Raw genomic sequence first — 24,249 nt, forward strand, 5'->3', positions numbered from 1 at the left:
CAAGGATGTTGCCTGACACTGCGCTTTCGCGAGCAAGCCCGCTCCCACAGGGGATGTGCAGTGGTTTCTGGAAAGGGGTATTTCAGACTGGCCTGTGAGGGTCGACAGCAAAGCTGCCAACCTTGGACACAGATCCGGTGGGCCTGATCAGGTTATCGGGCCCGGAGGTTCTCAGGCGTCAGGCGCCGAGTCTTTCGGTGCATCAACATCGTCTTCTGCCGCCACTTCACCCTCAGGGTTCAGTGCCGCTTCTTCAGCTGTAGCTTTCTTGCGCTGAAGCTTTTCCTCTTTCTTCTGCTCCTTGGCCAAGTCTCTCTGACGTTTGGCGAAGGAATAATTAGGTTTAGCCATGGGCGATCCTCTGGGGTCGAAGGTGAGGTTGAGCGGCGCATATTCTGCCTTGTATCGGTGCCGAGCCGTTAGCTGGGTTTTTGCTCGGCCCATTTTGGCGCTACGGACGGTTGCCAGGCATCCAGAGCATCGAGCAGGGTTTGCGGCGATTCGCTCACTTGCAGCATGTCACGGTGCTGCCCGCGAACGAAGCCTTCGCCGACGATGTGATCAAGAAAAGACGTCAATTTGCTGTAGAAACCGTTCACTTCCAGCAAACCCAGCGGTTTTCCGTGGTAGCCGAGCTGGCCCCAGGTCCAGACTTCGAACAGTTCTTCGAGGGTGCCAAGGCCACCGGGCAGCGCGATAAAGGCATCGCTTAGCTCGGCCATCCGGGCCTTGCGCGCGTGCATGCCATCGACGACTTCCAGGCGAGTCAGGCCGCTGTGGCCGATTTCCTTGTCCTTGAGGCTTTGCGGGATGATGCCGATCACTTCACCACCGGCCGCCAGGGCCGCATCGGCGACGATGCCCATCAGGCCCACGGCGCCACCGCCATACACCAGGGTCAGCTTGCGCTCGGCCAACGCCCGGCCAAGGGCCACGGCTGCTTCGCGGTAAGCCGGGTTGGTGCCGGTGCTGGCACCACAAAATACACAAACGGATGTTAAAGACATGCCTTGCTCCATGGTCGATCAGGGCCACAGAGTAAAGGCAGGCGCACGGCACTCCAAGGGCTAGACTTGTTGTTCCGAAGTTTCGTACGTACCGCTGGCGCCGCAGGCATAGGCGGCGAGCAAACTGCACAACAGGCTGTTGATTGACATGACAGACGTTCCATTTGAAGGGGGACGGTCTGATGATAGGCCCGGGCCAGACGCTTGGCCGGTAGATATTTCGCATCGGTGTCATAGCGCGAAAGTTGTATACAATTTTTGATTCAAGTCATATGAACTTGCGAGGTTTTCAGGCAGTCTTCTGTTTATTCGCGATTTCGTTAACCCTGCCTTGGAGATTCACCATGTTTGCCAAACTTGTTGCGGTATCCCTGTTGACACTGGCTAGCAGCCAATTGATGGCTGCAGAGTGCAAAGTCACTGTCGACTCCACCGACCAGATGTCTTTCGACACGAAGGCCATTGAAATCGACAAGAGCTGCAAGACGTTTACCGTGGAACTCAAGCACTCCGGCAGCTTGCCGAAGAACGTCATGGGCCATAACTGGGTGCTGAGTAAAGAAGCCGACATGCAGCCGATCGCCACCGACGGCCTGAGCGCCGGCATCGACAAGAACTACCTGAAGGAAGGCGACGCCCGCGTGATTGCCCACACCAAGGTCATCGGCGCTGGCGAGACAGACTCGGTGACCTTCGATGTGTCCAAGCTGGATGCGGCTCAAAAGTACGGTTTCTTCTGCTCGTTCCCGGGCCACATCTCGATGATGAAAGGTACGGTTACCCTGAAGTAATCGAATCGCAGTCATAAAAAAAGCGTCCTTAGTGGACGCTTTTTTTGCACTTGTAGGAGCTGCCGCAGGCTGCGATCTTTTGATCTTGAACATCAAAAGATCGCAGCCTCGTTTTACTCGACAGCTCCTACACGCTCCTGCGCGCAGGCGTTACGGCGCAAACGGCATCACCCGCTTGTGATGAGTCTTGTTGTACGTATCAACAATGATCTTGAACGCCTCTTCACGCACCGGTTCGCCGTGCAGGAAGGCGTCGATCTCGGTGTAGGTCACGCCGTGGGAGGCTTCGTCCGGTTTGCCCGGCGACAGGTCTTCAAGGTCGGCGGTCGGGACTTTCTCCACTAGCGACTCCGGCGCGCCGAAGCTGCGGGCGATGGCGCGGACCTGGTTTTTCACCAGGCCACTCAGTGGCGCCAGATCGCAGGCGCCGTCACCGAACTTGGTGAAGAAACCCATCACCGCTTCCGCCGCGTGATCGGTGCCGATCACCAGGCCATGGGCCGCGCCGGCGATGGTGTACTGGGCGACCATGCGCATGCGCGCCTTGGTGTTGCCGAGCACGAAGTCCACCGACACCGCATGTTTGCCTTCGAAGGCCGCCACTTCATTGGCCAGGGATTTGACCGCCGCGCCGATGTTCACGGTGTGGCGCTCGTCCGGCTTGATGAAATCCACCGAAGCCTGGGCGTCGTGCTCATCGAACTGGGTTTCGTAGGGCAGGCGCACGGCGATGAACTTGTAGGCGGCATCACCGCTGCGCTGGCGCAGTTCACGGACGGCCCTTTGGGCCAGCAGGCCAGCGGTCAGGGAGTCGACACCACCACTGATGCCCAGTACCAGGGTCTTGAGCCCGGAGTTGACCAGGCAGTCCTGAATGAAGGTCACCCGCCGGGCGACTTCGGCCTCAAGGGCGGCTTCGTCGGCGAATGGCGGCTGGACCTTGAGCTGTTCAGCAATCTCACGCTGTACGGCTTGCATGAATTCACTCCTTGCTTGATGTACTTGAAAGGGTGGCAGGAACCTGGAAAACGTGTCGCAAGTAAGCGACGAAATTCGGGTCTTTGCAGTGCGTCTTGCCTGGCTCGTCGGAGATCTTCGCCACCGGCTGGCCGTTGCAGGCGGCCATTTTAAGCACGATGCTCATCGGTTCGACACCCGCAATATCACAGGTCAGGTTGGTGCCGATGCCGAAGCTGACATTGATCCGACCGCGCAGCGCCCGGAATATTTCCAGGCACTTGGGCAATGTCAGGCTGTCGGAGAAGGTCAGCGTCTTGCTCATCGGGTCGATGCCGAGCTTGTGATAGTGGGCGATGGCTTTTTCCGCCCAGACCACCGGATCGCCTGAATCGTGGCGCAAACCGTCGAAAAGCTTGGCGAAAAACAGATCGAAATCGCCGAGGAAGGCATCCATGGTGATGCAGTCGGTCAGGGCAATCCCCAGCAGGCCACGGTATTCGCGGACCCAGCAATCGAGGGCGGCGATCTGGCTGTCGATCAGCCGCGGGCCGAGTTGTTGGTGCGCCATGATCCATTCGTGGGCCATGGTGCCCAAGGGTTTCATGTCCAGTTCCCGGGACAGGTGCACATTGCTGGTGCCGACGAAGCGTCCGGGGAAATCGTGCTTGAGCACGTTCACCACTTCTTCCTGCACCCGATACGAGAAGCGACGGCGGGTGCCGAAATCGGCCACCTGCAATTCCGACAATTCATCACTGCTGGCGTTAGCACTCAGCCAGTCGAACTTGCGGTAGAGCTGCTCGCGGGCCTGCTCCAGCACGACTTCGCGGTAGCGATAGCGGTTGCGCACCTCGCTGACCAGGGCCAGCAGCGGCACTTCGAACAGGATCACATGCAGCCAGGGGCCACGCAGGCGGATAAACAGCTCACCGTTTTCGATGCCGGTGTGGATGTAGCGCAGGTTGAAGCGAAACAAACCGAGAAAACGCAGGAAGTCCGGCTTCAGGAAGCTGATGCGCTCCAGAAAGCTCAATTGGTCGGCGCTCAGGCTCAGTTCGGACAGGCGCTCGATCTGGAAGCGGATTTCCGCCAGATACGGGCGCAAGTCCTCGCCGTTACGGCACCGAAACTCCCATTCGACTTCGACGTTCGGGTAGTTGTGCAGCACCGCCTGCATCATCGTCAGTTTGTAGAAGTCGGTGTCGAGCAGGTTCTGCACGATGCGATCGGCAAACACACTCTCGCTCATAACGGGAATCTCCAGCGTTGCAGCGGTATTGATCGGTGGCGCTAGTGGCGCATATCACTGGGTTGGAATGCCAGCGATTTCTTGGATCACTCCAGATCCCTGTGGGAGCGGGCTTGCCCGCGAAGAGGCCGGCACATTCAAAATCAATATTGACCGGTATTACGCCTTCGCGAGCAAGCCCGCTCCCACAGGTACGGCGTGCAACCCTAAATTTGCGACATCTCCGGGCTATCGATCTGCTCCAGCATCCACTTCACAAAGTCCCGCACCTTGGGCACTTCCGCCGAGTGCTCCGGGTATGCAAGGTAATAGGCGTCGGTGCTGGGCATTGCATGCTGCCAGGGAATGACCAGCTTGCCGTCAGCCAGTTCTTCCTCCACCAGAAAACGCGGCAACAACGCTACGCCGCAACCGACCTGGGCGGCGCGGATGCACATATAAAAGGTTTCGAAGCGCGGGCCGTGGTAGCTGTGCTCGGTGTGGTAGCCCTGATGGTCGAACCAGTCATGCCAGGCCTGGGGGCGGGAAGCGTTTTGCAGCAGGACCAGGTCCGTCAGTTGCGTCGGATCGGTAAACGGTGTGTCCGGCAGGCTGCCAGGGGCGCACACCGGCACCAGCTCTTCGCCGAACAGCTTCAGGCATTCGGAACCCGGCCGCGAACCCTGGCCGAAATAGAACGCCAGGTCGCTGCGACCTTGCAGCAAGTCGTCGGCTTCCTGTTCGCTGCACAGGTCCAGGTGGATCGACGGATGCCGCAGGCGCCAGCCTTTCAGGCGCGGCACCAGCCAGCGTGCGCCGAAGGTCGGCGGTGTCGAGACGCGCAGGACTTCAGTCTCGCCGCCGTAGGAACGCAGGTAATGGGTCGACATCTCGACCTGCGTGAGGATTTTTCGCACCTCAACCAGGTACAGGTCGCCAGCCGGCGTCATCTGCAGGCGTCGGCGCACCCGGCGAAACAGCAGGTGCTGCAACAGCTCTTCGAGTTGTGCGACCTGTTTGCTCACGGCGCTCTGGGTCAGGTTCAACTCTTCGGCGGCCCGGGTGAAGCTCAAATGCCGGGTGACGGCCTCGAAGCACTGCAACGCAGCGATCGATGGCAAGTAGCGTTTATTCAGCATGGGCGGTCCTTGGTTCTTGTCTCTTTATTGCCAGCAATGCACAGCATGAATAAACGGAATGATATCTCTCTTAATGGTCGTTTGTTGAGTAACCTCCGGGCAGCTAAAACTACAGGTCTGATCAGCCGTGAATTTCCGGCTGCACGTGTTCTGTCTTTTGCTTGAGGAGTGACCCATGGTTGCCGCATTGCTTGATCGTCTAGGTGTGAACCCGGCCCTGTACCAGAACGGCAAAGTGCCGGTGCATTCGCCGATCGATGGCAGCACGATTGCCGCCGTGAACTGGGAGGGCGCTGCTGAAGTCGAGCAGCACATCAGTCGCGCGGATCATGCGTTCGAACTGTGGCGCAAGGTCCCGGCGCCGCGCCGTGGCGAGCTGGTACGGCAACTGGGTGACATCCTGCGCGAATACAAGGCCGACCTCGGCGAGCTGGTGTCCTGGGAAGCCGGCAAGATCACCCAGGAAGGCCTGGGTGAAGTTCAGGAAATGATCGACATCTGCGACTTCGCCGTCGGCCTGTCACGCCAGTTGTACGGTTTGACCATCGCCTCCGAGCGTCCTGGCCACCACATGCGCGAAACCTGGCATCCGCTGGGCGTTGTCGGGGTGATCAGTGCATTCAACTTCCCGGTCGCGGTATGGGCCTGGAACGCCACGCTGGCGCTGGTCTGCGGCAACCCGGTGATCTGGAAACCGTCGGAAAAGACCCCGCTGACCGCACTGGCTTGCCAGGCGCTGTTCGATCGCGTGCTGAAGAACTTCAGCGATGCCCCACCGTACCTGAGCCAAGTGATCATTGGCGGTCGCGATGCCGGCGAAGCCCTGGTCGATGATCCGCGTGTCGCGCTGGTCAGCGCCACCGGCAGCACCCGCATGGGCCGTGAAGTGGCACCGAAAATCGCCGCACGTTTCGCCCGCAGCATCCTGGAACTGGGCGGCAACAACGCAATGATCCTCGGTCCAAGCGCCGACCTGGACATGGCCGTTCGCGCGATCCTGTTCAGCGCCGTCGGCACCGCCGGTCAGCGCTGCACCACCCTGCGTCGCCTGATCGCCCATGAGTCGGTGAAAGAGGAAATCGTCACCCGCCTGAAAGCGGCGTACTCGAAAGTGCGTATCGGCCATCCGCTGGAAGGAAACCTGATCGGCCCGCTGATCGACAAGCAAAGTTTCGACAACATGCAGGATGCGCTGGAGCAGGCCTTGAGCGAAGGCGGCCGGGTGTTTGGCGGTGAGCGTCAGCTGCAAGACAAGTTCCCGAATGCCTACTACGTTTCACCGGCCATCGTCGAAATGCCCGAGCAGAGCGATGTGGTGTGCCACGAAACCTTCGCCCCGATCCTGTACGTGGTCGGTTACAGCGACTTCCAGGAAGCCCTGCGCCTGAACAACGCCGTGCCACAAGGCCTGTCCTCGTGCATCTTCACCACCGACGTGCGTGAAGCCGAGCAGTTCATGTCGGCGGTGGGCAGTGACTGCGGCATTGCCAACGTCAACATCGGCCCGAGCGGCGCGGAAGTCGGCGGCGCGTTCGGTGGCGAGAAAGAAACCGGCGGCGGTCGTGAGTCCGGCTCCGATGCATGGCGCGGCTACATGCGCCGCCAGACCAACACCGTGAACTACTCGCTGGAGTTGCCGTTGGCGCAGGGCATCACCTTCGATTAAGTATTGATTGTGAAGCTGGAAAGATCGCAGCCTTCGGCAGCTCCTACGGGACTGTGGCTGGCTGCGATTTTGTAGGAGCTGCCGCAGGCTGCGATCTTTTGGCGGCGACAACGAGGTGGGTTAGGTTTCTGTTGGAGTCTGGCAATGCCGTTACGCGAAGAGTGTCTGTGGGAAAAACTGACGCCGCAAAGGCCGGACAATTCGCCCCTCAAGGGTGAGGTTTCGGTAGATGTCTGCGTCATCGGCGCCGGATTTACCGGTTTGTCGGCGGCGGTGCATCTGCTGGAGCAGGGCAAGTCCGTTTGTGTGCTGGAGGCCCATCGTGCCGGCCATGGTGGTTCGGGGCGCAACGTCGGGCTGGTCAATGCCGGGATGTGGATTCCCCCGGACGAGATCGAAGCCGGGTTTGGCGAGGCGGTCGGCAGCCAGCTCAACCGCATGCTGGGGGCGGCGCCTTCCCTGGTGTTCAGCCTTGTGGACAAGTACAACATCGATTGCCAGTTGCGCCGCGAAGGCACGCTGCACATGGCGCACAACGCCCGTGGCGAAGCCGACTTGCGCAGTCGTGAAGAACAATGGAAACGACGCGGTGCGCCGGTGGAATTGCTCACCGGCCAGGCCTGCGAACAAGCCACCGGCACGAAAAAGATCGCCGCCGCGCTGCTCGATCGCCGCGCCGGCACGCTCAACCCGATGGCCTACACCACGGGGCTGGCCAAGGCGGCCATCGGCCTGGGCGGTCAATTATTCGATCATTCCCCGGTCACCCGACTCGAGCGTCAGGGCCAACGCTGGTCTGTGCAAACCGCCCAAGGCTCGGTCATGGCCGAGAAAGTGGTGATTGCCTCCAATGCCTACACCGAGGGCGACTGGACGGAACTGCGGCGCAATTTCTTCCCCGGTTATTACTATCAGGTGGCCTCGGCCCCGCTGACCGAAGAGGCCGCCCGGCAAATTCTGCCCGGAGGACAGGGTTCCTGGGACACCCGACAGGTGCTCAGCAGTATCCGTCGAGACAAGGACGGTCGCCTGCTGCTTGGCAGCCTGGGTAATGGCAATCAGAAACCGGCCTGGTTCCTCAAGGCCTGGGCCGACCGGGTGCAGCAACATTACTTCCCTTACCTGAAACCGGTGGAATGGGAGTGCACCTGGACCGGTTGCATCGCTTTTACCCCCGATCATTTGATGCGCCTGTTCGAACCGGCGCCCGGTTTAGTGGCAGTCACCGGTTACAACGGCCGGGGCGTGACCACGGGAACAGTGGTCGGCAAGGCCTTTGCCGATTACCTGTGTAACGGAAATCCTCAAGCGCTTCCGATTCCTTTCGCGCCCATGCAGCCATTGGCCGGGGTAGGGTTGCGCAGCTGTCTGTATGAGGCGGGATTCTCGCTGTATCACGCAGGCCAGTGCCTGCGGATCGTGATCTGAAGGTTGTTTTTTGCAGTGGGGAGCGGCGCTTTTTCGATCTGCGGCTAGCCTGTAGTGGTGCGGGTTGTAGCAGTCTCGCACCAGCAGTGTGCACTTCGGTGACGCACGTTGTTACAGGCTGGTTGCACGTCGTTTAAAGCCGCGGTTGCAATGATGGCGCAGTCGGGTTGCGCCTCAAAAAAATAATGGTACTACCTTCAGCGGTTTAGACGGTTGCACGCCCAATGAAAATGGGATCGAAACAGTCGAAATAACAAGAAAGCAGCGACTTTTTTCAGAATAAAAAACCGATGGCACGGCCCTTGCTCTGAGCATTCAGTGAAGTCGCAGTGCCAATTAAAAAAACCATGGAGCACCACCTCATGTCCCAGACGTTTTACAAGAAAGGTTTTCTGGCCCTCGCAGTGGCAACTGCGCTGGGTGTTTCTGCGTTTGCTCAGGCTGACATCAAGATCGGCGTAGCGGGACCCATGACTGGCGCCAACGCGGCATTTGGCGAACAGTACATGAAGGGTGCACAGGCCGCGGCCGATGCGGTCAACGCGGCGGGCGGGGTCAACGGGGAAAAAATCGTACTGGTCAAGGGCGATGACGCCTGCGAACCGAAACAGGCTGTGACGGTCGCCAAAGACCTGACCAACCAGAAAGTCGCCGGCGTGGTCGGTCACTTCTGCTCCTCGTCGACCATCCCGGCCTCCGAGATCTACGACGAAGCGGGCATCATCGCAATCACTCCAGGCTCCACCAACCCCGCCGTTACCGAACGCGGCCTGAGCGCCATGTTCCGTATGTGCGGGCGTGACGACCAGCAAGGCATCGTGGCCGGCGACTACATCGTCGACGTGCTCAAGGGCAAGAAAGTGGTCGTGCTGCACGACAAGGACACCTACGGCCAGGGCCTGGCGGATGCCACCAAGGCTCAGTTGGTCAAGCGCGGCGTAACGCCTGTGCTGTATGAAGGCCTGACCCGTGGCGAGAAAGATTTCAGCACCATCGTGACCAAGATTCGCGGCGCCGGCGCTGACGTCGTCTACTTCGGTGGCCTGCACCCGGAAGCCGGTCCTCTGGTGCGTCAACTGCGTGAGCAGGGTCTGAAAGACGTCAAGTTCATGTCCGACGACGGCATCGTGACCGACGAACTGGTGACCACCGCTGGCGGTCCGCAATTCGTTGACGGGGTGCTGATGACCTTTGGCGCCGACCCACGCCTGCTGCCAGACAGCAAGACCGTGGTAGACGCCTTCCGCAAGGCCGGTACCGAGCCTGAAGGCTACACCCTGTACGCCTACGCTTCGGTCCAGGCCCTGGCAGCAGCCTTCAACGGCGCCAAGTCCAACAAGGGCGAAGAAGCGGCTGCATGGCTGAAGAAGAACCCGGTCAAGACCGTCATGGGCGAGAAGACCTGGGACAGCAAGGGCGACCTGAAAATCTCCGACTACGTGGTTTACCAGTGGGACAAGGATGGCAAATACCACCAGCTGGAAAAACAGAAGTAAGGGCTGACTCGATCAACTGACCCACAGTTCTCCTGTGGGAGCGAGCTTGCTCCGGGCGGCGTTCCGACGATGACGGACTGACAGGCAACACATTCGTTGAATGTTAAACCGCAATCGCGAACAGGCTCACTCCTACAGGGGGGTGTGTGTCGACTGATCGTGGCTGACATTGCTCCGACGTAAATCTGTATTTTCCTTAGAAGAACCGCACAGCCACATGTGCAGGTTCTCATTGCGTGAGATTGCGTTATGGATGGTATTTTCCTGCAGCAACTGGTCAACGGCCTGACCCTCGGGTCGGTCTATGGCCTGATCGCCATCGGCTACACAATGGTCTATGGCATCATCGGCATGATCAACTTCGCCCACGGCGAGGTTTACATGATTTCCGCTTACCTCGCGGCAATCAGTCTGGCTCTGCTGGCTTACTTCGGTATCGAATCTTTCCCGCTGCTGATGCTTGGCACACTGATCTTCACCATCGTCGTCACGGCGGTGTATGGCTGGGTCATCGAGCGCGTCGCCTATAAACCCCTGCGTAACTCTACCCGACTCGCACCGCTGATCAGTGCGATCGGTATCTCCCTGATCCTGCAAAACTACGCACAGATCTCCCAGGGCGCGAAGCAACAAGGCGTTCCGACTCTGCTCTCGGGTGCCTGGCGCGTTGATATCGGTACCGGTTTCGTTCAGTTGACCTACACCAAGGTCTTCATTCTGGTCGCAGCGTTCGTCGGGATGGCCGCGCTGACCTACATCATCAAGTACACCAAGCTCGGCCGCATGTGCCGTGCAACCCAGCAAGACCGCAAGATGGCTTCGATCCTGGGGATCAACACCGATCGGGTGATTTCCTACGTGTTCATCATTGGTGCAGCGATGGCGGCCCTGGCCGGTGTGCTGATCACCATGAACTACGGCACATTCGACTTCTATGCCGGCTTCATCATCGGGATCAAGGCGTTCACCGCCGCGGTGCTCGGCGGGATTGGCTCACTGCCCGGCGCGATGCTCGGGGGGATCATTCTCGGGATTTCCGAGTCGCTGTTTTCCGGTCTGGTGAACTCGGACTACAAAGACGTTTTCAGCTTCTCGCTGCTGGTCCTCGTTCTGGTCTTTCGGCCTCAAGGCCTGCTCGGCCGTCCTCTTGTGTCGAAGGTGTAAGCGATGTCTTCAACCACTAAAAAAACCATTGATATCAAAAAAAGTCTGGTTGACGCGATTCTTGCCGGCCTCATTGCCCTGATTGTGTTCGGGCCGATTGTCGGCGTCGTTCTCGATGGCTATGGCTTCAACCTGGAAACCACCCGGGTGGCGTGGATCGTGGCGATCGTCATGGCCGGCCGCTTTGCCCTGAGCATGTTCCTGCAGACATCCAAGGGCCTGAAAATCCTCGAAGGCTTTGAAACGACAGGCTCCGGGGTGCATGTGCTCGCGCCGGACTACAAGTCGCGGTTGCGCTGGATCATCCCGCTGATGATCGTCATCGCCGTGGTGCTGCCGTTTTTCTCCAACTCCTACCTGCTGGGCGTGGTCATCCTCGGGCTGATCTACGTGCTGCTGGGGCTGGGGCTGAACATCGTGGTCGGCCTGGCCGGCCTGCTCGACCTCGGTTATGTGGCGTTCTACGCCATCGGTGCCTACGGCCTGGCGCTCGGTTATCAATACCTTGGTTTGGGTTTCTGGACGGTGTTGCCGCTGGCGGCGATTACCGCGGGGTTGGCAGGCTGCATTCTCGGCTTCCCGGTGCTGCGCCTGCACGGTGACTATCTGGCGATCGTGACCCTGGGCTTCGGCGAAATCATTCGCCTGATCCTCAACAACTGGTTGTCGCTGACTGGCGGCCCGAACGGCATGCCGGCACCGCTGCCGACCTTCTTCGGCCTGGAATTCGGCAAGCGGGCCAAGGATGGCGGCGTGCCGTTCCATGAGTTCTTTGGCATCGCCTACAACCCGGACGTGAAGTACTACTTCATCTACGCGGTGCTGTTCCTGGTGGTGCTGGCCGTGCTGTACATCAAGCATCGCCTGACCCGCATGCCGGTCGGCCGCGCCTGGGAAGCCCTGCGCGAAGACGAAATCGCCTGCCGCTCCATGGGCCTGAACCACGTGCTGGTCAAGCTCTCGGCGTTCACCATTGGTGCCTCGACGGCCGGTCTGGCCGGGGTGTTCTTCGCCACCTACCAGGGCTTCGTCAACCCGACCTCGTTCACCTTCTTCGAATCGGCCCTGATCCTCGCCATCGTGGTACTGGGTGGCATGGGGTCGACCATAGGCGTGGTGATTGCCGCCTTCGTGCTGACCGTCGCCCCTGAGCTGCTGCGTGGCTTTGCCGAGTACCGAGTGCTGCTGTTCGGCATCCTGATGGTGTTGATGATGATCTGGCGACCGCGCGGCCTGATTCGGATCAGCCGTACCGGTGTGACCCCGCGTAAAGGAGTAGCGCCATGAGCGAAGTCGTACTCAGTGTAGAAAAGCTGATGATGCACTTCGGCGGCATCAAGGCGTTGAGCGATGTCAGCCTGAAAGTGCACCGCAACTCGATCTTCGCCCTGATCGGCCCAAACGGCGCCGGCAAGACCACGGTGTTCAACTGCCTGACCGGTTTCTACAAAGCTTCCGGCGGCAAGATCGAACTCAACATTCGTGGGCAACAGACCAACGTCATCAAGTTGCTGGGCGAGCCGTTCAAACCAACGGATTTCGTTTCGCCGAAATCCTTCGCCAGTCGGCTGTTCTACAAGGCATTCGGCGGCACCCACCTGGTGAACCGTGCTGGCCTGGCGCGGACCTTCCAGAACATTCGCCTGTTCAAGGAAATGTCCGTTCTGGAAAACCTGCTGGTGGCCCAGCACATGTGGGTCAACCGCAACATGCTGGCCGGCATCCTCAACACCAAGGGCTATCGCAAGGCCGAAAGCGATGCACTGGACCACGCGTTCTACTGGCTGGAAGTGGTGGACCTGGTGGACTGTGCCAACCGCCTGGCCGGTGAACTGTCCTACGGCCAGCAGCGCCGCCTGGAAATCGCCCGTGCCATGTGCACCCGACCGCAGATCATCTGCCTCGACGAACCGGCCGCCGGCCTCAACCCTCAGGAAACCGAAGCGCTGAGCGCGATGATCCGGCTGCTGCGCGACGAGCATGATCTGACGGTGGTGCTGATCGAACACGACATGGGCATGGTAATGAGTATCTCCGATCATATCGTGGTGCTGGACCACGGCATCGTCATCGCCGAGGGCGGACCCGATGCGATTCGTAACGATCCGAAAGTGATTGCGGCCTACCTGGGCGCCGATGAAGAGGAAGTGGTGCTATGAGCCAACCCATCCTCGAACTCAAGGAACTGGACGTGTTCTACGGGCCGATCCAGGCCCTTAAAGGCGTCTCGCTGCACATCAACGAAGGGGAAACCGTCAGCCTGATCGGCTCCAACGGCGCCGGCAAGTCGACTCTGCTGATGTCGATCTTCGGCCAGCCACGGGCAGCCGACGGGCAGATCCTCTATCAGGGCGTGGACATTACCCACAAGTCGTCCCACTACATCGCCTCCAACGGCATCGCGCAGTCGCCGGAAGGGCGGCGGGTGTTCCCCGACATGACCGTCGAGGAAAACCTGCTGATGGGCACCATCCCTATCGGTGACAAGTATGCCAAGGAGGACATGCAGCGCATGTTCGAGCTGTTCCCCAGGCTCGAAGAGCGGCGTACCCAGCGGGCGATGACCATGTCCGGCGGCGAGCAGCAAATGCTCGCCATCGCCCGGGCCCTGATGAGCCGGCCCAAGTTGTTGCTGCTCGATGAGCCGAGCCTGGGCCTGGCGCCGATCGTGGTGAAGCAGATCTTTGCAACGCTACGGGAACTGGCCAAGACCGGTATGACCATCTTCCTGGTGGAGCAGAACGCCAACCACGCCCTGCGGTTGTCGGACCGGGCGTATGTGATGGTCAACGGCGAAATCCGCATGACCGGCACCGGCAAGGAGTTGTTGGTCAACGAGGATGTGCGTAACGCCTATCTCGGCGGGCATTGATCCTCAGCGTTAAAAAACGCCCTGCCGCTCTCAGTGTCAGGGCGTTTTTTATGCCCGCTCTGTAAAGGCCGTGGTAGGAGCTGTCGAGTGAAACGAGGCTGCGATCTTTTGATCTTGTTTTGAAAGGTCAAGATCAAAAGATCGCAGCCTTCGGCAGCTCCCACAAGAGCGGCGATGTGACGTAAAGTAAAATTGTGGAAAACAATATTCCCAAGCTCCGAAACCGCGACATAAAGCCGCTGCAAATAGTTGTTTTGTCACAGTTTTGACTTGTCCCCGTTTACTGTGGAACCGGCTGTGAATAACGTGGGAGTAGCTGGCTGGAGGCCTTTTAAACCGTGGCTTGCAGAGGGGTGGTTGTTTTTTGATCAAGTGTTTTTGCGCAGCTTGAAGGCCGCTTTGTCAACCTTTTTGTTCAGGGCGCAAGAGCGTGAAATCGGGGTGGACAAGCCTGTGGATAAGTCTGTGACTAAACTCTGGAAAGACTCGGCTGAAGGCCGTGGTTACTGGCTTGGCGCCATCGTCGGTTTGACCCATCAGTCATGAAAATGGCCAAGGGCTACACAGCAGGCGGTCGAGGGTCAAGCGAAAAAGTTTCAAAACGCCGCGCAAAGCCTTGTGGATAGCGGCTTGCAGCTTTTCCACTTGCCCCCAAAGACTGTGGACCGGCCTGTGGATAACGTGCGCGCACATGGCTGTAGGCCGCGCTGGTCAAGGGCTTGCCGGGATTGAGCGTTTTTTGAACAGATTGAACGGTGGTTGCCGCTGTGAACAAGGTCGGGCATGCTGCCTGCTGATTTTCTATTCCAATGGCTGGCGATCAGCCGAAGCAAGGAGAACACGATGTCCAACACCCTGTTTATTACCGGCGCGACCTCCGGTTTTGGTGAAGCCTGTGCCCGTCGTTTTGCCGAGGCCGGCTGGAAACTGGTGCTGACTGGCCGTCGTGAAGAGCGCCTCAATGCACTGTGCGCCGAGCTGTCGAAGCAGACCGAAGTCCATGGCCTGGTGCTTGATGTGCGCGATCGCAAGGCCATGGAGGAGGCGATTGCCAATCTGCCGCCATCCTTTGCCAAACTGCGCGGGTTGATCAACAATGCCGGGCTGGCCCTGGGGGTTGATCCGGCGCCCAAGTGCGACCTGGACGACTGGGACACCATGGTCGATACCAACGTCAAAGGCCTGATGTACAGCACCCGTCTGCTGTTGCCGCGCCTGATTGCCCATGGTCGTGGTGCCGGTATCGTCAACCTGGGGTCCATTGCCGGCAACTACCCGTACCCGGGCAGCCACGTTTATGGCGCGACCAAGGCTTTCGTCAAGCAGTTCTCCGTGAACTTGCGCTGCGACCTGCAAGGCACGGGCGTACGGGTCAGCAACATCGAACCAGGCCTGTGCGAGAGCGAGTTCTCGCTGGTGCGTTTTGCCGGTGACCAGGAGCGCTATAACGCCACTTACGCCGGTGCCGAGCCGATTCAGCCGCAGGACATCGCCGAGACCATCTTCTGGGTGCTCAATGCCCCGGCGCACATCAACATCAACAGCCTGGAACTGATGCCGGTCAGCCAGACCTGGGCCGGGTTTGCAATCGAGCGTAAGTCTTAAGACCGCGTAACGGCCCTTCGCGGGCTTGCTCCGGGCGGCGCTCCGACGAAGGGGGCGGAACTGGCAGTGCAAGACATCAGCTAGACTCCTCACCCAACAACTCCGCCACACCCGGCGGTCTAGAGGTATTAGAGGAGATCAAGTGAGTAATCGAGGCGAGCAGTCGCTGCTCAAACAATCGACCTTCCTGATGCTTGCCGTGACATTCGCCGGGATCATCACCGGGTTTGTTTCGGGCGCCCAATCCATCCTGTTCGATGGCTTCTTTTCGTTGATCGCGGCCTTCATCAAGGTCCTGATGCTGATTACCGCCCGGCTGATCGCCAAGGAAAGCAACCAGCGCTTCCAGTTCGGATCCTGGCACCTGGAGCCCATGGTGCTGGTGATCGAGGGCAGCTTCATTTTCCTGGTCGCCGTTTATGCCTTTCTCAACGGTGTGTTCGGCATCATCAGTGGTGGCCGCGAGGTCGAACTGGGGCTGGTGATTTTCTACGCGGCGTTCTTCACTGTCGTTGAGCTCATTTATTTTTTCTACGTCCGCCAACGCAATCGCACACTCAACTCATCGCTGATCCAGTTCGACAACATCAGTTGGCTGGTGGACGCGATGCTGTCGGCGGGCCTGCTGGTGAGTTTTCTCATCGCGCTGCTGCTCAAGACTCAGGGTTATGACAAGTGGGCGGTGTATGTCGACCCGATGATCCTGATCCTGCTGGCCCTGGGCATGCTCCCCCCGGCGTTCAAAATCCTCGGACCGGCCTTGCGCGATGTGCTGGGGATCGTCCCGGATCAACTGGACGACAAGGTGCGTCAGGTGATGGAGGTGGCGAAGGTCGAGCATGGTTTCGACGATTACATTTCCTACGTGCAGAAACACGGCAGGGCCTGTTTTATCGAGATTCACATCGTATTGCCGAAGGATTACTGGCTCGACGGTGTGGGGCAACTGGACAGTTTGCGCGAGGAAATTTCCGCGAAGCTTGGCGAGCCGGATGCCGCGCGATGGCTGACCATCAGCTTTACCGGCGATCGCAAGTGGATTGAGTGATTGGACGCCCCCTCGTCACAAAGTCAGCCGAGATATTGCGCCAGCCCGCGATAACAGGTCGCCAGGTGATAGGGCGTGGTAGAAGGCATGTCGCGGCGGCTGACTTCACCGTGCTCGTCACGGCATTCGTACCAGCCGCCGGCATGCAGCGAGCGCTGCTGCAAGGCTTGCAATTGACGCAGTACAGCCACTTCGCTGTCCGGACGCAGCGTCAATGCGCGCAAGTACTCGGCCTGGGCCCAGATACGCTGCGTGGCATCCCGCACGCCGCCCTGCGCTGCGAAGTCGAGCATCGCCCGCACGGCACCCGTCTGCTGATCGACGCCCGCTTGCTCGGTAAAGGCAAAAGCCCGCTCCAGATCGGCATGCAGCGTCGAACTGCGCAACAGCGCCGAGGATTCCAGCAGGAAATACCACTCGAACTGATGCCCCGGTTCAAACCAGTTATCCACAGTCCCCAGCGGCTTCTCCATCAACACGCCGTGCTGCGGATCGATGAAGCGCGCGTGCATGGCTGTGCATAACTCGACGAGCGCCTGTTGCACGTCGGGGTCTTCGCGCACCGACAGGGTGGCGAGGAAAGCTTCGGCCAGGTGCATCAGCGGGTTTTGCAATGGGCCGCTGTCCAGCGACGACCAGTCGCGCTCGAGCGTGGCTTCGTACAGGCCGTCGTCCGTGGCGAAGCGCTGCGCGACCACTTCCAGCGAGGCGTTGAGCACCGACTCCACCAGCGGCTCGCGGACCTTGTCCCAATAATGGGCGCAAGCGAACAGGATGAAGGCGTGGGTGTAGAGGTCCTTGCGCTGATCCAGCGGCGCACCTTGTGCATCGACGCTATAGAACCAACCTCCGTGCTCGGCATCGTGAAAGTGCCGCTGCATCGAGCGGAACAACGCGGCGGCACGCTCTTCGGCACCCGGCACCTGACCGATCAGGCCGGCAAACAGATACAACTGCCGCGCACAGGCCATGGCTCGGTAGCGTTGCGCTGGCAGCGGTTGGTGTTCGGCATCCAGCGCCTCGTAGGGCAACGCCATGTCGGCGTTCCAGCCCGGACCTTGCCAGAGCGGCACGATGACGTTCAGGAAGTGCTGTTGCACCGAGGCGAACAGGGCGGTCAATTCGGGCTGAGAGGCGGAGCGGGAAACAGGCGGCATTGGCTGGCGTCGTCACGGCAGGGGCGATTGCGCGACATGTTAGCAGAGAGGCTGACTCGACGGATGCGATCCTCGTAGGAGCTGCCGCAGGCTGCGATCTTTTGATGTGGATTTTGAATGCAAGATCAAAAGATCGCAGCCTGCGGCAGCTCCTACAGGGAGGGGGTTAGCCCGCCAGCAACCACACCCCGGTCGCCGCCGAAGCCGCGCCTGCCAGTCGAACCAGTGGCGCAGCTGCTTGTGGCAACACCCGCACGACTGCATAACCCGCCGCATGCAACACCGCCGTCGCTGCGACAAAACCTGCGGCGTAGGTCCAGGGACTCGACATGTCCGGTAGCTCAAGACCATGGGCCACGCCATGGAACAGCGCAAACAACGCAGTCGCACCCACCGCCATCACCAACGGTGGACGCACCGCCAAGGCAACCGCCAACCCCAAAGCCAACACGGAAGCGGCAATCGCGCCTTCCAGTCCCGGCAGGTTCAATCCTTCAAAACCCAACAGCCCGCCAATCAACATAGTGCCAACAAAGGCGCACGGCAGCGCCCAACGCGCAGCACCTTGCTGCTGTGCCGCCCACAGGCCGACGGCGAGCATCGCCAGCAAGTGATCGAGGCCGCCAAGCGGATGGCTGATGCCGGCGATCAAGCCGTTGTCGCCATGCCCCGGATGGGCGAAGGCGAGGGTCGGGGCCAGCAGCAGGGCCAGGGCGCCGAGAATGCGTTTGAGTGTCATGGATAAGCTTCCTTGTTGATAAGTCTTGCTCAGGCCGCGGTCAGCAAACCCTGGCGTTCGATGAAGGCGATGATTTCTTCCAGGCCCAAACCGGTTTTCTGATTGCTGAACACGAACGGCTTGCCGTTGCGCATGCGCTGGGTGTCGCTGTTCATCATCTCCAGCGAAGCACCGACCAGCGGCGCCAGGTCGATCTTGTTGATCACCAGCAGGTCGGATTTGCAGATTCCCGGCCCGCCCTTGCGCGGCAGCTTGTCGCCGGCCGAGACGTCGATCACGTAGATGGTCAGGTCCGACAGTTCCGGGCTAAAGGTCGCGGAGAGGTTGTCGCCCCCAGACTCCACGAGAATCAGGTCCAGCCCCGGAAAACGTCGGTTGAGCTGATCCACGGCTTCGAGGTTGATTGAGGCGTCTTCGCGGATGGCCGTGTGCGGGCAGCCGCCGGTTTCCACGCCAATGATGCGTTCCGGCGCCAGGGCTTCGTTGCGCACCAGAAAGTCGGCGTCTTCGCGGGTGTAGATGTCGTTGGTCACGACGGCCAGGTTGTAACGCTCGCGCAGGGCCAGGCACAGGGCCAGGGTCAGGGCGGTTTTGCCGGAGCCGACCGGACCGCCGATGCCGACGCGCAGGGGTTGTGTGTTCATGTGATTCTCCAAAATAGGGGCCCTAGGAACGGAACAGACGGCTGTACTGGCGCTCGTGTGCCATACACGCCAGGGACAGGCCGAAAGCGGCGCTGCCGTAGTGATCGGGATCGATTCGGGTGGCGTTCTGTTGCGCTTGTTGAAGCAGTGGCAACAGTTCGCTGGTCAGGCGTTGGGCGGCCTGCTGACCCAGGGGCAGGGTCTTCATCAGCACGGCCAACTGATTTTCCAGCCAGCTCCAGAGCCATGCGGCCAGGGCGTCCTGCGGGCTGATCCGCCAGGCGCGTGCGGCCAAGGCCCAACCCAGGGCCAGATGCGGCTCGCTGCGTTGATCGAGGAAGGCACGGGCCGGCGCGTCGAGTTCCGGCAAGCCATTGAGCAATTGCTGCAACGAGTAGCCCATCTGCCGACTCTCCTGATGCAGCTCGCGAGTTTCGCGACTGGCGCGATGCGCTTCACAGTTCTGCAGCAACTCGTCCCAGTTTTCCTCGCTGGCGGCCACGCAATGGGCGAGCAACAGCGGCGCTTCGAAGCGCGCCAGATTCAGCAGCAACTGATCGCTGATCCAGCGTCGCGCACTGTCGGCGTCGTGAACACGGCCGTTATCCACAGCCATTTCCAGCCCTTGGGAGTAGCTGTAGCCGCCAATCGGCAGTTGTGGACTGGCCAGGCGCAGCAGCGCCCAGGCCGGGTTCATGTGCGTACGCCGAACTGGTGCAGTTTCGGCGCGTAGTTGAAGTCTTCATCGCCGTGGCGAGAATGATGATGACCACCGCCGTAGGCGCCATGTTCCGGCTGGAACGGCGCCTCGATGTTCACGGCAACGGCACCGAGTTGTTCGAGCATGGCCTTGAGCACGTAATCGTCGAGCAGGCGCAACCAGCCGTCGCCGACCTGCAGGGCGACATGGCGATTGCCCAGGTGATAGGCCGCCCGGGTCAATTCGAAGGCATTGGCGCAGGTGACGTGCAGCAGTTGTTCGGGGCGGGCGCAAACGCGCACGATTCGCCCGTCTTCGGCTTGCAGGCATTCGCCATCATGCAATGGCGGCTGGCCGCGCTCCAAAAACAACCCGACGTCTTCGCCTTCGGCACTGAAACAGCGCAAACGGCTTTTGCTGCGGGCTTCGAACGTCAGGTGCAGTTCGGCAGCCCAGGCGGGTTGAGGGTCTATTCTGCGATGAATCACCAGCATCGGAAGGCTTCCAGCAATGGACAATGCTCAGGCTAGAGCAAGGGGCTTGCCAATCGACATGATGCGTAGGAAATGACTGACGGAGATGTGGGATGCGCGACGATGGGGTGAGTTTTTTGGTTGAAGTTGGTGCGTTGTTTTTGATTTTTGCACCAGGTTGAAGCGATCAAGCTCAATGTGGGTTTTGGAGCATTCTGAAACGAGGGGCGTTACTCAGTACTTCCAAGCCCTTGCCAATGCTTGAGGCCGATAAAGATGAATCGCAACTGCTGGGTGATTTTTGCCTGGGGCGTCAGGTGCTCGGGCAAGGCCTCGGTTGGCGGGTCGATGATGTCTGGCAGAGTAGCGAACACGCTCTTGACGATCAGGTCCGCCATGACGCTGAGGTCGGCGATGCCCAGATGCTGCAGTTTCGGCATCAGTGACAAATCCGCCGCCAGGTCCGAGCTGATGTTTTCACGCAAACGGCCGATGGCCTGGCGCACCGGTAGCGAACCGCCGTATTGCTCGCGTGCGAGAAACAGGAACTGCGATCGGTTGGCGCTGACTACGTCGAGAAAGATCCGCACCGAGGCATCGATGATGCCGCCCATCACGAATTCGTTGTGTCGTACCAGGCGAATGGTTTCGCGGAATGTCTGGCCGACTTCGCTGACCAGCACCAGGCCCAATTCATCCATATCGGCAAAATGCCGATAGAAACCGGTCGGTACGATCCCGGCGGTTTTCGCGACTTCGCGCAGGCTCAGGCTGCCGAATCCTCGGCCGCCATCCATCAGGCGCCTGGCAGCGTCCATCAGGGCATTACGGGTTTGTTGTTTCTGTTCGGCGCGGGGCAGCATCGCAAGGGCGTTTTCTGGACAGGGACGCGGCGCACTCTAGCAAATCGGCTTTGCCGGCGTCGAACGACTGTGGAGGATCAAGCGGGAGAAGTGCCGCATCTATCAAGCGGACCGCTGAAAAGGCAAAAGCCCAATCCGGGGATTGGGCTTTTTTTCAGGGCGGCCATGGGGCTTAGCTCACGGCGCTGTTGCGTTCGATCACACGGTCACCACCACCTTCAGCGAGGGTTTGACCTTGTGGAGTACGGTCGGAGCCATCAGCAGCGAGAGTCTGACCTTGTGGAGTGCGATCCGAACCATCAGCGGCAAGGGTCTGGCCTTGTGGGGTACGATCGGTACCATCGGCTGCCAGGGTTTGGCCCTGAGGAGTACGGTCCGAGCCATCCTGAGTGATCAGGCCTTTTTCTTTCAGGCGATCATTGCCGCCTTCGGCAAGGGTCTGGCCTTGTGGAGTACGGTCGGAGCCATCGGCGGCAACGGTCTGGCTGAACGCCGAGTGGTCTTGTTTCACTTGTGGGGTGGCCTGGTCAGCGGCTGGCAGGGCAAAGGCAGTGCTGGCCAGCATCGAGAGTGTAAGGCTAAGCAGTAATTGGCGTTTCATGATCGTTGTGCTCCTCGGGGGTGCGAAAAATTGGGTACGAGAGCAATGCTACTCTCGATAAATCGATATGAAAGTTCATAAACGCAATGGTAATAATCAATGGAATTGATTGTTTACTGCGAAGGCTCTAAACCAGGCGTTTCAGGCGAGTTGTCCTGCCCCGAAATGGGTATTTTCGACTCATCTTCGACAGGCAGTAGTGCGGGGGCGGTAACGCTGAATGACTGATTGGTCAGCTTTTGACTGGGTGAATTCAGCGAAATCGGTCTTTCGATTAAACCTGCCGGGTTTTTATCAGTCGTAACTCTCATGGCGAGCCGTTTGCGGCTCACCGTTTCACATGTGCGTCGCAGTCGGGGCGCTCAGTCGTATCAGGAGCCCTGTGCAATGACGCGCACTCAAAAGACGTTGGTCTGGACCCTTTCCACTTTCCTTAGCTTGTTGATGGTGCTGGTGCTGATCATCGTGTTTTTTGACTGGAACCGGATCAAACCGCCGCTCAACGCCAAGGTTTCCGAAGAGCTGCACCGCGCCTTCGCCATCAACGGCAATCTGTCGGTGGTCTGGCAGCCCGAGCCCGATGAAAGCGGCTGGCGCGCCTGGGTGCCGTGGCCTCATGTGGTGGCCGAAGACTTGAGCCTGGGCAATCCTGATTGGTCGAAACAACCGCAGATGGTCACCCTCAAGCGGGTGGAGCTGCGTATTTCACCCCTGGCATTGCTGGCGCAGCGGGTGGTGATCCCGCGTATCGATCTCACCGAACCCAATGCCCAACTGCAACGCCTGGCTGACGGGCGCGCCAATTGGACCTTCAAATTCGACCCGAAAGACCCGGACGCCGAGCCTTCGAGCTGGGTGGTGGATATCGGTGCGATTGGCTTCGACAAGGGCCATGTCACCCTCGATGACCAGAACCTGAAGACCCAGCTCGACGTGCTGATCGATCCATTGGGCAAACCGATCCCGTTCAGCGATATCGTCGGCGACAAGGCGGCGAAAGCCGCGCAGGAAAAGGGCTCGTCACCCCAGGATTATGCGTTCGCCCTCAAGGTCAACGGCCAGTACCACGGCCAGAAACTCGCGGGCCAGGGCAAGATTGGCGGGCTGTTGGCGTTGCAGGACGCGGCACGGCCGTTTCCGCTTCAGGCACAGGTAAAGATCGCCGATTCCAGCGTTGAACTGGCCGGCACCCTGACCGATCCACTGAACCTGGGTGCCCTGGACTTGCGCCTGAAACTGGCCGGCACCAGCCTGGGCAACCTCTACCCGCTGACCGGCGTGATCCTGCCGGACACGCCACCTTATGCCACCGATGGCCACCTGATCGCCAAGTTGCACGAGGCAGGTGGTGCGGTGTTCCGCTATGAACAATTCAACGGCAAGATCGGTGAAAGCGACATCCACGGCAATCTGACCTATGTGGCCAGCCAGCCACGGCCAAAACTCAGCGGCTCGCTGCTGTCCAATCAATTGCTATTCGCTGACCTGGCGCCGCTGATTGGTGCCGACTCCAACGCCGAACAGAAGGCCCGGGGCGGTGACAGCAAACAGCCGGCGGACAAAGTGCTGCCGGTCGAAGAGTTCAAGACCGATCGTTGGCGCGATATGGATGCTGATGTCGAGTTCACCGGCAAGCGCATCGTGCACAGCGAAAAGCTGCCGTTCAACGACCTCTATACCCACCTGGTACTCACCGATGGCGTACTCAGCCTCGAACCGCTGCGTTTCGGCGTGGCCGGCGGCAAGCTGGATGCGCAGATTCGCCTGAACGGCCACGCCGATCCACTGGAGGGTCATGCCCAACTCACGGCCCGAGGCTTCAAGCTCAAGCAGTTGTTCCCCGGCTTTGAACCGATGAAAACCAGTTTCGGCGAACTCAACGGCGATGCTGATATCAGCGGGCACGGCAATTCGGTGGCCAAACTGCTGGGCAGCGCCAATGGTAATCTGAAAATGCTGATCAACGATGGCGCCATCAGTCGCGAGTTGATGGAGCTGGCGGGCCTGAACGTCGGCAACTACGTGGTCGGCAAAATCTTTGGCGACAAGGAAGTGAAGATCAACTGCGCCGCCGCCGACTTTGGCATCCAGTCCGGCCTGGCGAGTACCCGCCTGTTTGTGTTCGACACCGAGAACGCCATTGTTTACATCGATGGCACGGCGAACATGGCGACCGAACAACTGGACCTGACCATCACCCCGGAATCCAAGGGCTGGCGCCTGATTTCATTGCGCTCGCCGCTGTACGTGCGCGGCAAGTTCATCAAGCCCGATGCCGGGGTCAAGGCCGTGCCGTTGATGTTGCGCGGAGCCGGGATGGTGGCGCTGGGCGTGATCGCCGCACCGGCGGCAGGGTTGCTGGCGCTGGTGGCGCCGAGTGGGGGGGAGGCGAATCAATGCGCGCCATTGCTGGAGCAGATGAAGGCGGGCAAGGCGCCGAAGAGTGTAGAGAGATGATCTGGCGGTAAATGCTGGAAACTTGGTTGCGGACTATTTGAATTAGTCTCGGATGATCAGCTGTGTTTTTTCTGGTGCGTTTGATTTTCATATTTTTATCTTGGGGTGGGTAATGAAGTGTTATGTTTGTTTGGTGGCTATTATTCCTCAATTTTATTAAGTTTTGATCGCCAGTCACAAGGCTGGTCTTGCAAGTGATATTTATTTTTAA

At 59.6% G+C, this 24,249-nt stretch carries 24 protein-coding genes; 12 read left to right on the forward strand and 12 right to left on the reverse strand.

What is annotated here, in order from left to right:
* Positions 1-171 precede the first annotated feature (171 nt).
* A complete protein-coding gene (locus ACM6G4_RS17945; protein ID WP_007973286.1) occupies positions 172-351 on the reverse strand; it encodes a hypothetical protein in 180 nt (59 codons plus the stop codon).
* A 68-nt stretch (positions 352-419) separates the two neighbouring features.
* Positions 420-1,007: a TIGR00730 family Rossman fold protein gene (locus ACM6G4_RS17950; RefSeq protein WP_414914231.1), complete on the reverse strand. Its 588-nt coding sequence runs from the start codon at positions 1,005-1,007 to the stop codon at positions 420-422.
* Between the two features lie 344 nt (positions 1,008-1,351).
* Here ACM6G4_RS17950 and azu point away from each other — a divergent pair, with 344 nt between their 5' ends.
* Positions 1,352-1,798, forward strand: coding sequence for an azurin (azu, locus tag ACM6G4_RS17955; protein ID WP_056725433.1), 447 nt, complete (start codon positions 1,352-1,354; stop codon positions 1,796-1,798).
* A 150-nt stretch (positions 1,799-1,948) separates the two neighbouring features.
* Here azu and nadE read toward each other — a convergent pair whose 3' ends face one another.
* From nadE to ACM6G4_RS17970, 3 genes are all read right to left on the reverse strand, one after another.
* Positions 1,949-2,776 (reverse strand): ammonia-dependent NAD(+) synthetase, encoded by an 828-nt coding sequence (gene nadE / locus ACM6G4_RS17960; RefSeq protein ID WP_056725430.1) that lies wholly within the window; start codon positions 2,774-2,776, stop codon positions 1,949-1,951.
* Positions 2,777-2,780: 4 nt separating this feature from the next.
* The gene (gene pncB / locus ACM6G4_RS17965) at positions 2,781-4,007 is read right to left on the reverse strand and encodes a nicotinate phosphoribosyltransferase (RefSeq protein ID WP_414914232.1); all 1,227 of its coding nucleotides are present in this window, start codon (positions 4,005-4,007) and stop codon (positions 2,781-2,783) included.
* Positions 4,008-4,213: 206 nt separating this feature from the next.
* A complete protein-coding gene (locus ACM6G4_RS17970) occupies positions 4,214-5,125 on the reverse strand; it encodes a LysR family transcriptional regulator (RefSeq protein WP_414914233.1) in 912 nt (303 codons plus the stop codon).
* Between the two features lie 175 nt (positions 5,126-5,300).
* On the opposite strand from ACM6G4_RS17970, the gene ACM6G4_RS17975 reads away from it, so the two are divergent.
* The 10 genes from ACM6G4_RS17975 to ACM6G4_RS18020 all read left to right on the forward strand — a co-directional run bounded on the left by ACM6G4_RS17975 (position 5,301) and on the right by ACM6G4_RS18020 (position 16,404).
* Positions 5,301-6,791, forward strand: coding sequence for an aldehyde dehydrogenase family protein (locus ACM6G4_RS17975; RefSeq protein ID WP_414914234.1), 1,491 nt, complete (start codon positions 5,301-5,303; stop codon positions 6,789-6,791).
* Between the two features lie 144 nt (positions 6,792-6,935).
* A complete protein-coding gene (locus ACM6G4_RS17980; protein ID WP_414914235.1) occupies positions 6,936-8,219 on the forward strand; it encodes an NAD(P)/FAD-dependent oxidoreductase in 1,284 nt (427 codons plus the stop codon).
* Between the two features lie 362 nt (positions 8,220-8,581).
* Positions 8,582-9,715 (forward strand): ABC transporter substrate-binding protein, encoded by a 1,134-nt coding sequence (locus tag ACM6G4_RS17985; RefSeq protein ID WP_056725421.1) that lies wholly within the window; start codon positions 8,582-8,584, stop codon positions 9,713-9,715.
* Between the two features lie 249 nt (positions 9,716-9,964).
* Positions 9,965-10,879 (forward strand): ABC transporter permease subunit, encoded by a 915-nt coding sequence (locus ACM6G4_RS17990; RefSeq protein ID WP_008048116.1) that lies wholly within the window; start codon positions 9,965-9,967, stop codon positions 10,877-10,879.
* 3 nt (positions 10,880-10,882) lie between these two features.
* The gene (gene livM, locus ACM6G4_RS17995; protein WP_056725420.1) at positions 10,883-12,166 is read left to right on the forward strand and encodes a high-affinity branched-chain amino acid ABC transporter permease LivM; all 1,284 of its coding nucleotides are present in this window, start codon (positions 10,883-10,885) and stop codon (positions 12,164-12,166) included.
* Positions 12,163-13,038 carry an ATP-binding cassette domain-containing protein gene (locus ACM6G4_RS18000; RefSeq protein WP_056725418.1) on the forward strand — a complete coding sequence of 292 codons (876 nt, stop codon included), beginning with the start codon at positions 12,163-12,165 and terminating at the stop codon, positions 13,036-13,038. The genes livM and ACM6G4_RS18000 overlap by 4 nt, the downstream gene beginning before the upstream one ends.
* Positions 13,035-13,751, forward strand: coding sequence for an ABC transporter ATP-binding protein (locus ACM6G4_RS18005; protein ID WP_056725416.1), 717 nt, complete (start codon positions 13,035-13,037; stop codon positions 13,749-13,751). The genes ACM6G4_RS18000 and ACM6G4_RS18005 overlap by 4 nt, the downstream gene beginning before the upstream one ends.
* 297 nt (positions 13,752-14,048) lie before the next feature.
* Positions 14,049-14,297: a hypothetical protein gene (locus ACM6G4_RS18010; protein WP_056725415.1), complete on the forward strand. Its 249-nt coding sequence runs from the start codon at positions 14,049-14,051 to the stop codon at positions 14,295-14,297.
* Positions 14,298-14,594: 297 nt separating this feature from the next.
* The gene (locus tag ACM6G4_RS18015) at positions 14,595-15,356 is read left to right on the forward strand and encodes an SDR family oxidoreductase (RefSeq protein ID WP_056725413.1); all 762 of its coding nucleotides are present in this window, start codon (positions 14,595-14,597) and stop codon (positions 15,354-15,356) included.
* A 142-nt stretch (positions 15,357-15,498) separates the two neighbouring features.
* Entirely contained in the window at positions 15,499-16,404 is a 906-nt protein-coding gene (locus ACM6G4_RS18020) for a cation diffusion facilitator family transporter (protein ID WP_056725411.1), read from the forward strand.
* Positions 16,405-16,427: 23 nt separating this feature from the next.
* Here ACM6G4_RS18020 and ACM6G4_RS18025 read toward each other — a convergent pair whose 3' ends face one another.
* The 7 genes from ACM6G4_RS18025 to ACM6G4_RS18055 form a co-directional block, all read right to left on the reverse strand.
* Positions 16,428-17,561 carry an AGE family epimerase/isomerase gene (locus tag ACM6G4_RS18025; RefSeq protein WP_414914236.1) on the reverse strand — a complete coding sequence of 378 codons (1,134 nt, stop codon included), beginning with the start codon at positions 17,559-17,561 and terminating at the stop codon, positions 16,428-16,430.
* Positions 17,562-17,727: 166 nt separating this feature from the next.
* Positions 17,728-18,300, reverse strand: coding sequence for a HupE/UreJ family protein (locus ACM6G4_RS18030; protein ID WP_414914237.1), 573 nt, complete (start codon positions 18,298-18,300; stop codon positions 17,728-17,730).
* 29 nt (positions 18,301-18,329) lie between these two features.
* Complete coding sequence (gene ureG, locus ACM6G4_RS18035) at positions 18,330-18,944, reverse strand: urease accessory protein UreG (protein WP_046039876.1); 615 nt, start codon at positions 18,942-18,944, stop codon at positions 18,330-18,332.
* Between the two features lie 22 nt (positions 18,945-18,966).
* On the reverse strand, positions 18,967-19,641 hold the full coding sequence (locus tag ACM6G4_RS18040; protein WP_414914238.1) for an urease accessory protein UreF: 675 nt from the start codon (positions 19,639-19,641) through the stop codon (positions 18,967-18,969).
* Positions 19,638-20,138 (reverse strand): urease accessory protein UreE, encoded by a 501-nt coding sequence (gene ureE, locus ACM6G4_RS18045; RefSeq protein ID WP_223541721.1) that lies wholly within the window; start codon positions 20,136-20,138, stop codon positions 19,638-19,640. The genes ACM6G4_RS18040 and ureE overlap by 4 nt, the downstream gene beginning before the upstream one ends.
* A 209-nt stretch (positions 20,139-20,347) precedes the next feature.
* Positions 20,348-20,980, reverse strand: a complete 633-nt coding sequence (locus ACM6G4_RS18050) for a TetR family transcriptional regulator (protein WP_056725389.1) — start codon at positions 20,978-20,980, stop codon at positions 20,348-20,350.
* A gap of 172 nt (positions 20,981-21,152) precedes the next feature.
* Positions 21,153-21,581 carry a hypothetical protein gene (locus ACM6G4_RS18055; RefSeq protein WP_223541720.1) on the reverse strand — a complete coding sequence of 143 codons (429 nt, stop codon included), beginning with the start codon at positions 21,579-21,581 and terminating at the stop codon, positions 21,153-21,155.
* Between the two features lie 387 nt (positions 21,582-21,968).
* Between ACM6G4_RS18055 and ACM6G4_RS18060 the strand changes: the two genes are divergently transcribed.
* Positions 21,969-24,038: an AsmA family protein gene (locus tag ACM6G4_RS18060; protein ID WP_414914239.1), complete on the forward strand. Its 2,070-nt coding sequence runs from the start codon at positions 21,969-21,971 to the stop codon at positions 24,036-24,038.
* The last annotated feature ends 211 nt before the right edge of the window (positions 24,039-24,249 follow it).

The sequence above is a fragment of the Pseudomonas sp. IT-P258 genome, assembly GCF_949767825.1.
GTDB lineage: Bacteria > Pseudomonadota > Gammaproteobacteria > Pseudomonadales > Pseudomonadaceae > Aquipseudomonas > Aquipseudomonas monachiensis.